The organism is Fodinibius sp. GM108, from assembly GCF_058386985.1.
On the sequence record NZ_JBYEIR010000005.1, the window covers coordinates 216,447 to 232,134 of the forward strand.

Sequence of the window (15,688 nt, forward strand, 5' to 3'; positions counted from 1 at the left end):
ATACAAAACCAGAAATGGAACTAACTTCTGTAGAATTAACTATATTTTAAAATATCCGGCCTTAGAATTGTGTGCTGAGGCAAAAGGATGCGGGTGTGAATTTTGTACCGGTACAATGATGAATACATGTTATTGCAAGAAAAAGGACCATCAAAATTCACGCATCCTGCAAGCCAAAGCTGTCTTCACAATTCTTCAGCCTTGATCTTTTATCCCTTTTGTATCAAGACAAAAGGGACACTGCATATCACAGATTTTGTGTTATCTAAATAAAGAAGGAAATCGGTGAAAATCTGCGGCCGAATTTATCGTGTAATATGAAATTCCTGTTTACTTTTGATTAGTTTTTTCTGTTTTTGCTATCACTCAGAACTTCTACAGAGATCTTATCAAGCAGAAACAGATGCTCAAATTTTATCACGGGACTGAGCTTAAATATCTGGCCGATCAGTTGGTTGAGGAGCTGAAAAATAATCCACCGAAAAACCCCCTGAAGCCCGAAATTTTTGTTGTGCAGAATCACGGAATAGGGCAGTGGTTGTCACTGCATATGGCTCGAAAAGAGGAGGGTATTGCTGCAAATATGGAGTTCGAATTCCCTTCCGAGCGTATTTGGAAGCTTATTCGCCTCATAAATCCCGACATCCCGGATATATTGCCGTCTGATCGACAACCAATGACCTGGAGTTTGATGGCCCTGCTGGGGGAAGAAGATTTACTGAAGGATTTCGATAATCTGAGTCACTATATACGTGAAGAGGATCCGGTTGATAAATCAGTACGGCGATGGAAATTAGCCTCAAAAATTGCCGATGTCTTTGACCAGTACCTGATTTACCGTCCCGAAATGATTTTGGACTGGGAGGAGGGGGAATCAATTCCCAAAACTGAACAGTGGCAGGTAAAACTTTGGAATCGACTGCTGAACCATTGGCAAAGTCATTACGATGAAAAATGGATTCACCGGGCACGACTGCAGAAGGAGCTTTGGGATAAGTTAGATGAGGGAGACCTGAATAGGAATGAACTACCTGATCGGATTACAGTATTTGGTATCTCCAACGCATCCCCTGCTTTTATCAAAACATTGGTTAAACTTTCGAAACTAATAGAGGTTCAATTTTATCATCTGACGCCTGATCATGAGGTGACAGACAGCGAGGAATTTGAAAATCCACTTTTGGCTTCATTGGGGAAAGAAGCTGCTGACCTTATAGCTCAATTTCGTCGAAGTTCAGAGCTACAAGGCATTGAGCCGCAATGGATAAGGGGTGATAATTCTACTTCGGTAAAAGATTCTGCTTTTAAAAAAGTACAAACCGATTTGAGGCGGGATCATACCCCCGATCAAAAATTGACTGCCGACCAATCCATTCAGGTGCATTCGTGTCACAGTCCCATGCGCGAGGTGGAAGTGCTTTACGATCAGTTGCTGGCACTGCTTGATGAAAATCCCGAGCTGAATCCTGACGATATCTTAATTATGACGCCGGATATCGAGACCTACGCTCCTATGATTGAGGCGGTGTTTGAGATGCCGGATGATGGCCAGCCCCAGATACCGTACAGCATTGCCGATCGAGGAATCCGTGAAACTCAAACGGCAGTGCAAGCTTTTTTGAAAATCCTGGAACTTTGCGAAAGTCGGTTTAAAGTGACGGATCTGCTTGATCTGTTGGATGCAAACCCTATCCAAGAGGCGTTTGACTTTACCGGTGACGATTTAAATCGGTTGGAGAGATGGATTGAGGACAATCGCATTCGATGGGGCATAGATGCTCCGTTCAAACAAAATATAGAGCTTCCGCAAAGTGAACATTTTACCTGGAGGTCGGGACTCAATCGCATGATGTTGGGATACGCTATGAAACAGGAAGATGATCTGCTTTACCGCGGCATTTTTCCCTATCACGAAGTGGAGACATCTGATGATGCTGAGCTAATCGGCAAGTTCTCTCGTTTCTTGCACCTTTTATTTGATATGAATGAAAAGGTGCAAACTTGTTTCAAGCCAATAGAGTGGAGGAGATACATAAACCAAATTATAGATGATATTTTGCCGAAGGGCAGGGACTATTTTCGCCAGGTTTCCCGGATTAGAGATACAATTGAACAGCTGAAGAATACAGCCTCGTTGGGTGGATATCAGCAAGAAGTCCCATTTCGAGTTGTACGTCTCTGGCTGGAAAATCAGTTGGAGGAACAGCATACTGGTGGCGGACGAATAGGGCGTGGCGTGACCTTTAGTTCACTGGTACCGATGCGCAGTATCCCATTTGAGATGATCGGCATGATCGGGATGAATGAAGGAGCTTTCCCCCGATCGAAAATTCCTGTAGAGTTTGATTTGATGTATCATGAGCCGCAACCCGGTGACCCGGTTAAAACAAAAGAGGATCGCCATCTGTTTTTGGAAAACCTGCTTTCGGCACAAACATGTTTTTATGCAAGTTATGTGGGGCAGAGTAATCGTCAGGATGCTGAATTTCCGCCCTCTGTGGTACTTAAAGAGTTTCTCGATTTTCTGGATCAGCGGTATGACTTGTCATCTGATGAAGTTGTAACGAAACATCGGTTGCAGGCTTTTAGTCCCCATTATTTTAGGGAGGGGAACCATTTTTCTTATTCCCGGATACAGTTGCGTATAAGCCGAACATTATCAGAATCGGCATTCGATTCCGAATCGTTTTTTGATCAAAATTTGCCGGAACCCGAGGAAGAGTGGAAACAGCTGCCGATCAGCGATTTGATCTCTTTTTTTCAGCATCCGGCGAAATTTTTGCTTCGCAACCGGTTGGGAATCTATCTCCGCAAAGAGCAAGTGCTGACAGAAGATCGCGAACTTTTTGAGCTGGATAGTCTTGATGAATACCAAATTGGTCAGGAGTTGCTGCAGCGGTATCTAAAGGAGCAGCCGCTAGATCCATATGAACGGGTGATGCAATCACGTGATATGCTTCCGGAGGGATGGAGTGGAGAACAAAGTTACCGTAGTAAAGCAGCCGACGTGGCAGCGTTCGGAACTAAAATAAAGGAGCGGCTTAATCAGCAGGAACTTGAGGATCGAGAGGTAAATATTGAGATCGATGATTTTCACCTCGTTGGCATGCTTTCCGATATCTATCCTGACGCACAAGTGGTATATCGGTTTGGTAAAGCACGTCCCAAAGATTTAATCGACTGGTGGATTCGGCACCTGCTTTTCCAGCAGGTTAAACCCGACGGACATTCCGGCAGAAGCCTCTTTTTTGCCTGGGAAGATGACGCTTTCCAGGAACACAGTCTGGCACCGGTTCAGGATGCAATAATTCCGTTGAACAACTTGCTCACATTATTTTGGGAGGGAATGCAAAAACCGCTGCACCTCTATTGTAAATCATCTTATGCCTATGCAAAAGCAATATCCAATCCCGAAAAAGAAAAAGAAGACGGAATTGCCAAAGCTGTCAATGAATGGGATGCGAGCTGGAACGGTATACCCGGTGAGGGAGATGATCCCTATTACAGGTTGATTACAGGCGGGGAGCATCCGTTTGATGATCCGCAGTTTGCCGAGTACAGTTGTGATGTATGGGATCCTTTTTTTGAAGTGCTAAATAGGGAGGATGCGCTGACATGAAGCTGTTGAAACCTTTTGAAATAGATCTTTCGGGCATCAATCTGGTGGAAGCCAGCGCCGGTACGGGTAAGACCTATAATATTACTTCACTGTACATTCGCACGCTGATTGAGCGTGACATATCTGTGGGAAAAATTCTGGTGGTAACCTATACCGAAGCGGCTACTAAAGAGCTTAAAGATCGTCTGCTCAAACGAATTCGCGAATCGATTTCGGTGCTCAGGGCGGGAGAAGTGAGTGATATGTCGGATCAGTTTCTGAATGATTTGTTGGCGGAGGTTTCAAATCCCCCAAAAGCTGTGGCAAAACTTGAAAACGCAGTACGCAGTTTTGACGAGGCCTCGGTGTATACGATTCATGGATTTTGCTATCAGGCACTGCAGGAACAGGCATTTGAGAGCCGTGCCATGTACGATGCGGAGATGATCGGCGACGATTCGGAGCTGGTACAGGAGGCCGTGGACGATTACTGGCGTAAATGGGTGGCCGAAGTCTCTGAAGATCCCCGAAAACAGGTGCTGCAAAAGCTACTGAACAATAAGGAGATAAAACCGGAGGCGCTGGCTGATGAGCTGGGAGCGTATGTCGCCAAGCCGTATCTGAAGGTGTTGCCGGAGAATTCCGATCGAGCCGCGATTGAAAATCAGCTCTCCATTTTTTGGGATTTATATTCGGATATAAAGTCGATATGGAGGGAACAGAAAAACGAGCTCTTTGGTCTGCTCGATACGGGGTATCTGAGTTATTATACGACTAAAAAGTTAAACAAATGGTTTGGGTTGATGGATGAGTTCCTCGATTCTGATACTCCGCCGCTCGATACATTTACCCAGTTTTATCGGTTCAAGCAGAGTGAGATTGACGAGAGTCTCAAGAAGAAACCGAAAAACCAGGGAAAACAACCACCGCAACATCCTTTTTTCGGACTTATTGATCAATATGATGAAGTATTGAATTCGATAGAGAAGTTTGAGATCGTCTTTAAGAAGGAGCTCTTGAATTATCTACGTGATGAGCTGCAAAGCAAGAAGGAAGAGATGCAGGTATTGTCGTTTGATGATCTTCTTCTGCTTCTTCGCAATGCCCTTCTGGATGAAAAAAGAGGGGATTCTCTGGCTGCAAAACTACGGGAAAAATATCCCGTTGCCATGGTGGATGAATTTCAGGATACCGATCCCAATCAGTACGATATTTTCAGAAATATTTATACGGATTCGGTTCGTTGTGCCCTTTTTATGATTGGCGATCCCAAGCAGTCGATCTACAGTTTCCGCGGTGCGGATGTCTACTCATATATCAAGGCGCGGGATGATGTGCAGGAGGGAAATCGCTTTCGGCTTGATCGCAATTTTCGCTCAACGCCTGATCTGCTTCGCGGACTAAATGCCTTTTGGGGCGGACACGAAAATCCTTTCGTGATAGGCGAAGATATTGATTATCAGAAAGTAAAGTGGGGATGGCCGGAGAAAAACTATGATAAACTTCGTGAAAACGGTCGTGCCCGTCCGCCCATTCGATTCCGGCGCTTGTCGAAGCCGGGCCAGGATCAAATAAACAAAGGTAGTGCCAAAGAAAAAGTAGCTAAAGATACGGCGGATGAAATTAAGCGACTACTCGAAGGCGCAAAAAACGGCAAAGTTATGCTTGGTAATGAGCCGCTTCAGGCGCAGAATATTGCGGTACTGGTGAGAAAGCACAAGCAGGCCGACTTGATTAGTGAGACACTTCGGGAGCGAGGCATCAAAAGCGTGCAACACAGTGAGCAAAGCGTGTTCGAAAGTGAGGAGGCTGTACAGCTCGAACAGCTTTTGAAGGCGGTGGCCGACCCTGCAAATGAAACGCTGATAAAAACCGCACTTTCGCTTCCGTTAACAGGCTATACGGCCAGACAACTGTTTGATATTGAGGAAGATGAGGAGCGCTGGATTACTGTGCTTCAGCAATTTTCCGATTGGCATAAAACGTGGCAAGATCAGGGATTTGCCGCGATGTTTCGGTCGCTTCTGGCTGAACTGAAGGTGGCGGAGCATGTAATCTCATATCCCGATGGGGAGCGGCGTCTGACCAACCTGCTTCATCTTGGTGAACTGCTGCAGGAAGAGGCACAAAATCATAAAGAAGGTACGCGCGGACTTTTAAACTGGTTAACACGAAAACGTCAGGATACAGGCGGTCACAGCCGAGATGAGGAGCAGATGCGGTTGGAGAGTGATGAAGCCCTTGTGAAAATTGTGACGATGCATAAAAGCAAGGGATTACAGTATCCTGTGGTGTTTTGCCCATTTTTGTGGCACGGACCTCGAATTCAGGATAATAGTCAGCCGCTGGAGTATCACCAACCGGAAGACACCGAAACCGCTTATCTGGATTTGAGCGGAAAAGCCGATCCGAATCGGGCTAAAAAATGCTTCTATCATTGGAAAGAAAATTGGGCTGAAAGTCTGCGGCTGGCGTATGTGGCGATGACCCGTGCCCAGCACTGCCTGTATCTGACGTGGCAATTTGCACGGTCATCACAATTTTCGTCGCTCGGTTACCTTTTACAGGATCCGCAGAAAACAGAAGCTTTACTGAAATCAAAAGTGGGATTTGGTGATTCTGTGGAGTGGTCCGGTGATGAGATGCATAATAAAATCGAAAAATTATGTACACAATATCCCGATCTGTTTACGATGACGCAGGATCAGATATCAACAGGAAACGGTCAGCTGGAGCTGGAGATGAGTGACGGACCGCCTAAATTTAGGGCACGTTCCTTCAATCGCGCTACTCCGCTGGAGCCCAGTTACCATATCTCGAGCTTTTCTTCGCTCACCAGCTGGATGGAAGAGGATCCGGATATGCCGGACTATGATCAGTTTTTAGATGGCCCCGGCGAAATTGAAACGGGGCCGGAAGAGGAGGAGCAAACCATCTTTACCTTTCCGAAAGGACCGGAGCCAGGGACCTGCATTCATAAGATATTTGAGGAGATTGATTTTCAGAATCCGAATGCTGAAACGGATTTGATTACCGATGAGCTTACCAAATATGGTATTGACCTGGAGTGGCAAGAGGTAGTCGAAAAAATGCTGCAGACGGTGACCGGGGCAAAAATTCATCCCGAAAACAAAAAGCTTACGCTGGGGGGGATATCGGCTGAAGATATGGTTCAGGAGATGGAATTTTATTATCAGAGTAAAGATATCAGTTCGCGGCGTCTTTTATCCATAATCAGGAACAAGCTGTACGATAATTCACAAATACACGGCCGGGCACCATCGGGATTTCTGAAAGGATTTATCGACTTAACCTTTTGTTATGGGGGGCAATATTATTTGCTGGATTACAAGACCAATTATTTGGGAGATTCAATTGAGGACTATCGTCCTGAGTTATTGAAAGAGGAGATGCAGGAGGCGTCGTATGATCTGCAGTATCACATCTATACGGTGGCACTGCATCGGTTTTTACAAAAGACGGTGCCCGGCTATTCATATGAGGAGCATTTTGGCGGAGCCTTTTACCTGTTTGTCCGCGGTATGAACGCCAAGGGCAGGGAGGGCATCTTTTTCGATCGTCCCGATTACGAGATAATCCGGGAGCTGGATTATTACATAAAGACGGGAGGCCGGGATGAGTGATATAATGACTGAGCTTTGTAAATTTCGCGATCAGGATGTATTGCAGGATATCGATCTGGAGCTGTGCCGCTTTTTGAAGGTGCAGCACGAGAACGTTTCAGATGAAGTTTTGCAGGCAGCCTGTCTGGTTAGCTATCTGTACCGGCAGGGAGATGTATGTCTGCTGCTCGAAAAGTATGCTTCCCAGCCTCTGTTTTATGAATCTGAGGTTGAATCGAATCTTACGGTACCCGATCTGCAGCGGTGGAAAGAAGCGTTGTCGGAAAGTGATATTGTTGGGGATCCGGGCGATTTTAAGCCACTGATACTGGATGAAGGGGGACGGCTTTATCTGCACAAGCTCTGGAATTACGAGCATTCACTGGCACAGGAGCTAATCCGGCGTAGTCAGATGCAAGTCCCAGGTATCGATGTTGTTCGTCTTAAGAACGGACTTGATCGGCTCTTCTTTGATCCGCCGAAAGACGAAATAGATTGGCAGAGGGTCGCTGCGGCTATGTCAGTACGGAATAAGCTTTCGATTATATCCGGCGGACCCGGAACGGGCAAAACATCTACAGTCGTGCGTATTTTGGGATTGCTGCTGGAACAGGATCAGGTAAAAGAGCAATCCTTGAATATTGCACTGGCAGCACCGACAGGTAAAGCAGCTGCACGATTGAAAGAGTCCATTATCGATGCTAAACAAGAGTTGGATGTGAGCGAAGAAATTCGTGCTGCAATCCCTGAAAAAGCTCATACTATTCACCAGTTATTGGGTGCGCGGCGGCACAGCTCACAATTTCGTCATAATGCAGATAATCCCATACCGTACAATCTGGTGATTATTGATGAAGCTTCGATGGTAGATCAGGCGCTCATGAGTAAATTGATGGATGCTTTGCTGGACGATACGCGTCTTATTTTGCTTGGCGATAAAGATCAGCTGGCCTCCGTTGAGGCAGGTTCTGTGTTGGGAGATATTTGCAGTATCGATCAGAATCAGTTTAGCAAACAGGCGACTGAATGGCTAAAGAAACTGGATCTGAATATTTCTGATTCCCATATCCAAAATAATCCTAAGCCTCTTACCGATCATATCACGTTACTGACAAAAAGCTATCGATTTGGTCCCGACAGTGGTATTGCGCGGCTGGCTGGCGCCGTGAATTCAGGCAGTGTAAAAGAGGCTCTGGATACTTTGCAGTCTGATACCTTCAACGATGCTTCACTTGTTACTATTGAAGAACAGTCAGATCTTGAAAGGGTACTCCGCCAGCATACTGCGGAGTATTTTCGGGGAATTATACAAGAAACTTCTGTTAAGCAGTCGCTGGAGGCGTTTAATAGATTTCGGATATTGTCGCCACACCGAAAGGGCCCGCGTGGAGTAGCTTATTTAAATCAGTATGTGGAAAAAATTCTGCAGGATGAGGGGCTTATTCCCAAGTATGAGCGCTGGTATCACGGCAGACCGGTGATCATTAATGTTAATGATTACTCGCTTCGGCTCCACAATGGTGATACCGGTATTTGTCTTTTGGATGATGATGGGACTCGGAAAATCTATTTCAAAGATGAAGATACCATTCGCGGTATAGCGCCTGGTCGACTGCCGGATCACGACACTGCTTTTGCATTAACGGTACATAAGAGCCAGGGGTCCGAGTTTGAGGAAGTGCTTTTTGTTCTTCCTCATAACCCATCCAAGGTATTAAATCGCGAGCTTATTTACACCGCCACAACACGAGCTCGCACAAAAATTAGTGTGTTGGGAGAGCAAATAATACTGCAAAAGGGCATGGAAAAGAAACTTCAGCGTTCCTCGGGCCTCAGACCCCGTATCTGGGCAAAATAAATTGATTTTTTGCACTCAATAATGTGGATATCCCTCCGTTCTTCTAATCTAATGTGATCCAAAAAAACTCGGAACAAACCCCTCACGACCGAGTATATATTGGTGAACATACTGATCCCTGGTTACCTATTGTAACCATTGATTTGTACCCCGAAAAGCCAACGTACAAAAAGGGGCCGGTTGATCCCGGCCCCTTTTATTTTTTTATAATATCCTTCGTATCCAATCTATTCAGGTAAACCCCACCTCTTAAACCAAGTAAAGCCTGTTTTTAGATTTCAAATTAAAGAACATTAAAAATTGGAACAAATATAGAAGCTTCTGCCTATGATCTTTTGTGCATCTACAGATGGTGTCAAAGATGTACTACAATAAACCCTAATAAATCAAGATCATATATGACTAACATATCGATACGAAATCTAATAATAGTGTTTGTTATCGTTTCAGTGGGAGTGGCATGCAGCGATTCTTCGACAAGTCCGGATTCCAATCCTGCGGCTGTAGAAGGACGCGTTGATAACACTGGTTCAAGTTCAGAAAAAGCAAAGTCTAAATCAGTGGAGGGGGCAGTAGTCACTGCGGCTCGTGTTACCTCTAGTGGCAGTATAGAAACCATTGGTGATGCAGAAGCCGAAACCAACGTCGACGGTGAATTTACTCTCGAAATAGATGTTGATGCAGCTGCAAATGCGGGAAATAACATTATCATTGTAGCTGAAAACAATGGTAAAAAGGCCCAAGCATTTGTTACTGCACAGCTAGAGAGTGGTAAATCCGTTGAAGTTCAACCAATTACCTTCGAATCGACGGCAGAGGCTGATGTGTATAAAGAAGTAATCGCTAACGGCGATGCTGAGATTGTTTCAAAGGCAGATATTGAAGCGACTGTCAACGGTAGAGTGGCTCAGGATATCAACAGTAATGCCGGGCATGCTGCGGACATAGCTGCTGCGCTTGCCGATAGGGCAGAAGCCAAAGTTAAATTCTACAGTGATCAGGGTATTGAGATTACTGAAGAGCAGCGTAATAATATTCGAGATGCAAAAACACAGGCTCTGCTCGAGCTTGAAAGTCAACTGAATGCTACAACAGATACGGGCGAAGCAGAAGCGGCCTTTAATGCATTTTTGGAAACGGTTGCTAATGCAGAAACCGAAGCTGACGTTGAAGCGACAGCAGCTGTCAAAGCTTCGGAATCTTCTTCGCGTGTACTGGTGAATCAGAGCGCTGATCTTTCTGCAGAAGCACAGGCAGAAATACGTAAGCACACGTCTTACATGATGACCTTTGCTCTTGAGAAAGCTGTTGAGGCTCAAATGGAGGCCGCTGCAGCTGCGGAGAGTTCTGTAAACAGTGCTGTTGATGCTGTTGTTGATTTGCGAGCAGAGATAAAAGCAATGAGCAACGCTTCCGAGGAGGAAGTTAAAGCTGCTTTTGAAGCGTTTAACAGTGAAATTGAATCGATTATACAGAGTGATGCCGAGATCAACGGCGAGCTTTTTATATCGGCCAACTCTACGATTAATGAGGATAACGGGGCCAAGGCTTCGCTTGAATCTTCACTTAGTGCTACATTAAAGCTCTCACTCATAATGGATGCGTACACAGATTTCTATTCTGAGGTTCACTCTATTGTAGATTCAACATTTACTGGTGCCAGTGAAACCGAAGCTGAAGCTTACGCTCAGCTGCTTATTTTAATTAATATAGCTTAGTGACTAACATTATTTACAATTGAGAAGGGACCGGCTATTACCGGTCCCTTTTTTAATTCCCACCTGATGGCTGGGGTTACCATCTGGTGGATTAAAAGAGCAATTTTAATAGCTGATAATATCAACATCAGTGAAATATTTGTAACTTTAGGCCCACTATTTTTTGAACATTTACCGTAAATTTATGAACGAAGATCAAATTCATCGATTTTTATCCCTTTCGAAACTTTTCTCCAAACCGCATCCCTGGCACGGCATTGAAATTGGTAAGCAGATGCCTGAAGTAGTAAAAGTATTTATTGAGATTGTACCCGGAGACACAATGAAATATGAGCTCGATAAGGAGAGCGGGTATCTTAAAGTCGACCGGCCGCAGCGCTTTTCCAATATCTGTCCCTTTCCATACGGATTTATACCACAAACACTTTGTGATGAAAGTGTGGCCGAATACTGCATGGAAAAGACCGGCCGCCCGGATATAACAGGTGATAACGATCCCCTTGACATTTGTGTTATTACAGAACGAAATATTCCACATGGTGATCTTATCCTTGATGCCGTTCCTGTCGGTGGTTTTCGACTTATTGATGATGGGGAGGCCGACGATAAAATTATTTCTGTGATGAAAGGAGACGGCTCATTCGGACAAATGAAAGATATATCAGATATTCCCCAACATATTATCGACCGGCTGTCGCATTATTTTCTCACCTACAAAGAGCAGCCGTTCAGCAAAAAAGAGCGGGAGATCGAAATTACTCATATTTATGGCAGAGATGAAGCCATTGAAGTAATAAATCGAAGTGTAGAGGACTATGACAATCGTTTTAATATCGATAAAAAAGAACTTTTTGAGTTGATAAACCGCGGACTCGCATAGAAGTGTCATCACGAGGAGCGGTTTGTGCGACGTGGTGATCCTACATGGAATAATGTGAGGGAGTTGTACACCCGAATGATACTACTCGCATATCAGTCAAATATAAGTTATGGGATTGTTCGAGGGTACAACCCTCTCACAACCCTGATCATTTTGATAGAGAACAAGGCAAAAACTTGAATTCCTTCTTCAAATAAAAAACCTTCCCAAGCAAGAGCTTGGGAAGGAGATAATTTAAAGAACTAAGTGCACTCAGTGCCTTATTGGTTAAAACAATAAACTTACTCTTCCGGATTAACTTCTAACAACTCCACTTCGAAAATGAGCGTTTCGCCGGGACCAATCTGACTTTGAGGCGGGGGATTTTGACCATATGCCAAATCACCGGGAATATAAAACTTATATTTTGCCCCTTCCTGCATAAGCTGCAAACCTTCGGTCCAGCCGGGAATAACTCGATCTAATGGGAATGAAACAGGTTCACCACGTTCATAAGAACTGTCAAAAACCGTTCCGTCAAGAAGAGTCCCTTCGTAGTTTACACGTACTTCATCTGTTGAATCCGGCGATTCGCCTGATCCCTCTTCAAGCACCTCGTACTGCAGTCCACTTTCGGTTTCCAGGACACCTTCTTTTTCTCTGTTTTCAGCAAGGAATTCTTCTCCCTTCTTTTGATTCTCCTCGGCATCTTGCATCTGCTGTTGTTGAGCTTTCCGCTGCGCTTCTTGCTGAAACTGCTGTACCACTTGTTGCATTTCAGCGTCTGAAAGAGGGGATTCTTGCTCATTTAGCCCATCTTCGAGACCAGCCTTCATCAACTCCGTATTAATATCCGTCATATCGCGCTGATTCAAGAATTGTCCGTTTTGATAACCCAGACTATAGCTTACGCTATCAGCTTTGTTTTCCAGTGACACCTCAGACGAGCCCGACTCAGAATCACATCCGGAAAAAATCAATATAGTCGCCAAAAGAAAGAAAAAAGTATACGTTGTTAATTTCATGGACCTAATTTTAATTAGATGTTATTACAGTTTTCGGTTTGGATGCCGAAGTTATCCAATTTTTGACCTAAAAAAAATTTACTTGCAGTATTAAGTGAATTGCGAATAAAATCGTATCTTTATGGCTGATAAAATATCAGGCACATCACAGTAACTGCTAACAAACCCTATATTAATTTTGAGTTTCGAGAAGTTTAATTTGAGCCAAGAGCTCATGATGGGATTGAAAGATCTGCGTTATAAAGATCCCACGCCCATCCAGGAAGAGTGCATTCCATTAATTTTAGAAGGAAAAGATGTTATTGGTGCTGCTCAGACGGGAACGGGTAAAACAGGTGCTTTTGTAATCCCATTGATACAAAAAATCATTACCAGCAATTCTGATCATACGCAGGCTCTTATTTTATCGCCCACCCGCGAGCTTGCTCAACAGATTGAAGAGCAAATATTTGCTTTAGGATACCACACAGGCGTTTCTTCAGCTACCGTCACGGGTGGCAGTGATTACGGAACACAGGTAAAAGCTATCCGGGCCGGCGTCGATATTATTGTGGCTACGCCCGGACGTCTTATCGATCAGATGAATGTGCTGAATATCGATTTTGATCACCTGCAGTATCTTGTTTTGGATGAAGCCGACCGGATGCTGGATATGGGATTTCTGCCGGATGTAATGAAGATTGTAAAACAGCTGCCGGAAAAACGTCAGACGATGTTATTTTCTGCCACGATGGTTGAAGAAGTACAGAAGGTGGTTGATCAGGTGATGGTTGATCCCGTTGAAGTTGAATTTGAAGTATCAAAACCCGTAGACAGTGTAGATCAGCAGATCTATTTTGTACATCCCAAAAAGAAGCTGAAATTGTTCGAGCAGCTTTTTGATGCCGATAAATATCAAACGGCTATCGTTTTCTGTGCTACAAAACGAGGGACAGATGAGGTAGAGCGAATGCTCAAAAAGCGCAATGTCAATGCCGTAAGTATGCATGGCGATCGTGATCAGGAGGAGCGAAACGAGGCTCTACGGTTATTTAAGAATAAGTCCCATCCGGTGATGGTTGCCACAGATGTGCTTTCGCGCGGCATTGATATTGATGATGTTTCGCTTATCGTCAATTTTGATGTGCCGAATAATCCCGAAGATTATATTCACCGAATAGGGCGGACGGGACGGTATGACAAAAAGGGAACGGCTATCACATTTGTCAGCAATAATGACAAAAAATACTACTATGCAATTAAAGATGTAGTAGGGGATCAGCTGACTGTGAAAGATATTCCTGAAGAGGAGCCTGGGAAAAAAGCGAAAAAACAAAAGGTGGACGATACTTCTCAAAAGAAATCCTCATCGGGAGAAAAAGCACCGGTATCGCCGCCCGAGCAAAAGCAAAAATTCCGAAAGAAAGAGGAGCCGGAAAAAACTGTCAAGAAAAAAGACAAGAAACAGAACGAAGATAGGCGGGTTCCGCGTCCGGCGTCGCTGACTGATCCCAGTATTCCCAAACCCAAAGAGGAGCCTTCTTCAAATGGGAAGGCAAAAAAATCGGATGAGAAAAAGGTTTCAGAGAAGAAAGAAGAATCAAACGGTACAGATAAACCAGATAAATCGGGTAAAAAGGCAAGGCTGCCCAATCATCTTACCGAGTTTGATAATGAAGAAGATATTTTCCAGCCGGAAATTATTGAGAAGGCGGTTTCCCGAAATAGAAATTCGCTGAAACCGGCCAAAGGTATTTGGGGCGTGATAAAAAGCTATATTCCGAAATTATAGTCCTGTTATTGTGTATAGATTCGGGATACGATTTCTGGTTCCACTGTCTCTTTTGGGGATTTTAACTGCTTGTTCTGCTAACGAAGTCTCTCAAAGAACGCTCCTGTTATCTATATCTGCTGATAGCAGTGGTTTTAGCGTAACAGAACATCAAGTGGTGGATCAGCCCTTTAAAAAGTCACATCAGCAGGGCAATTATCAGGCATTGTTGCTAGACAGTGAAGGAAATACGCTCCGCGAAATTACTTTCCAGGATATAGAAAATTCTGGATCCAGGGAAGCAGCAGATCTTTCTGTCTCGATTCCGCTTGAGGAAAAATTGTATCAGATTGCTATTTTTCAGCTGGATGGCAGATCGGGTCATTTTAGGAGGACAGATGAATCGATGGTGACGTGGACACTGCCTGAATCTTTGAAAGAAAAGTTGAAACAGTCCGAAAGTGATCACTAACATTCGTTAATTCGATGAAACAGGGATAAATGGGTGCAACAATTAAGTCGTTGGCAATTTGGATAGGAGTAGCTCTGCTAATCCTGATTTGGCTGCCGATGCTTGTTATTTGCCGTTTGTTTGATCCCGATCCCCATTATCATACAGGCAAGCTTTTTCGAAAGCTCGGAAAAGCAATCTCAAAAATTAACCCCAATTGGCAAATTACTATCAGCGGCCGAACCGATGTAGATGATCGGGCTCCATATGTAGTGGTCTGTAACCACCTGTCCCAGGCCGATATCCCGCTGATTTCGAACTTGCCCTGGGAGATGAAGTGGGTGGCCAAAAAGGAACTCTTTGATACTCCGGTTGTGGGATGGATGATGAAGCTTGCCGGTGATATTTCGGTAGATCGCCGGGCTCCGAATCGGAAAGAGATGACGTTCGAGCAAGCCCGTCATTACCTGGAGAACCGATGTTCGGTGATGTTTTTCCCGGAGGGAACCAGATCGCGTAATGGTAACCTGAATGCTTTTACTCGTGGTGCCTTTGAGCTGGCCATCCGGGAGCAGAAACCGGTGTTACCGATGGTTATCGACGGCACACAAAATACGTTACCGAAGCGTAGCTGGAAGTTTGGAATTGCCAGGCATATTAAGTTGAAAGTACTCGACCCTGTTTCCACAGAAGGTTTGGAAAGAAACGATACGCGCTCATTGACCGAAGAGGTGAGGGGACGTATTCTGGATCAGCTTGCCGAATGGAGAGGTCAGTCACCCGAAGAGATCGATAATTTGGCGTGA

Annotated in this window: 9 protein-coding genes; 8 read left to right on the top strand and 1 reads right to left on the bottom strand. The window is 44.6% G+C overall.

All coding sequences use genetic code 11. From position 1 onward, the window contains the following. Positions 1–403: 403 nt before the first annotated feature. The 5 genes from recC to ACT3ID_RS11115 all read left to right on the top strand — a co-directional run bounded on the left by recC (position 404) and on the right by ACT3ID_RS11115 (position 11,677). Positions 404–3,619 (top strand): exodeoxyribonuclease V subunit gamma, encoded by a 3,216-nt coding sequence (gene recC, locus ACT3ID_RS11095; RefSeq protein ID WP_491542099.1) that lies wholly within the window; start codon positions 404–406, stop codon positions 3,617–3,619. Continuing rightward, entirely contained in the window at positions 3,616–7,242 is a 3,627-nt protein-coding gene (gene recB / locus ACT3ID_RS11100; RefSeq protein WP_491542100.1) for an exodeoxyribonuclease V subunit beta, read from the top strand. Before recC ends, recB begins: the two co-directional genes overlap by 4 nt. After that, positions 7,235–9,079, top strand: coding sequence for an exodeoxyribonuclease V subunit alpha (recD, locus tag ACT3ID_RS11105; protein WP_491542101.1), 1,845 nt, complete (start codon positions 7,235–7,237; stop codon positions 9,077–9,079). Before recB ends, recD begins: the two co-directional genes overlap by 8 nt. 398 nt (positions 9,080–9,477) lie before the next feature. Beyond that, positions 9,478–10,797, top strand: coding sequence for a hypothetical protein (locus tag ACT3ID_RS11110; RefSeq protein ID WP_491542102.1), 1,320 nt, complete (start codon positions 9,478–9,480; stop codon positions 10,795–10,797). A gap of 184 nt (positions 10,798–10,981) precedes the next feature. After that, a complete protein-coding gene (locus ACT3ID_RS11115) occupies positions 10,982–11,677 on the top strand; it encodes an inorganic pyrophosphatase (RefSeq protein ID WP_491542103.1) in 696 nt (231 codons plus the stop codon). Positions 11,678–11,958: 281 nt separating this feature from the next. On the opposite strand, the gene bamJ is transcribed toward ACT3ID_RS11115, so the two are convergent. After that, positions 11,959–12,681 (bottom strand): BamJ family beta-barrel-assembly machinery protein, encoded by a 723-nt coding sequence (bamJ, locus tag ACT3ID_RS11120; RefSeq protein ID WP_491542104.1) that lies wholly within the window; start codon positions 12,679–12,681, stop codon positions 11,959–11,961. Positions 12,682–12,859: 178 nt separating this feature from the next. On the opposite strand from bamJ, the gene ACT3ID_RS11125 reads away from it, so the two are divergent. From ACT3ID_RS11125 to ACT3ID_RS11135, 3 genes are all read left to right on the top strand, one after another. Beyond that, entirely contained in the window at positions 12,860–14,452 is a 1,593-nt protein-coding gene (locus ACT3ID_RS11125) for a DEAD/DEAH box helicase (protein WP_491542105.1), read from the top strand. Between the two features lie 157 nt (positions 14,453–14,609). Next, the gene (locus ACT3ID_RS11130; protein WP_491542106.1) at positions 14,610–14,903 is read left to right on the top strand and encodes a hypothetical protein; all 294 of its coding nucleotides are present in this window, start codon (positions 14,610–14,612) and stop codon (positions 14,901–14,903) included. Between the two features lie 29 nt (positions 14,904–14,932). After that, positions 14,933–15,688, top strand: coding sequence for a lysophospholipid acyltransferase family protein (locus ACT3ID_RS11135; RefSeq protein ID WP_491542107.1), 756 nt, complete (start codon positions 14,933–14,935; stop codon positions 15,686–15,688).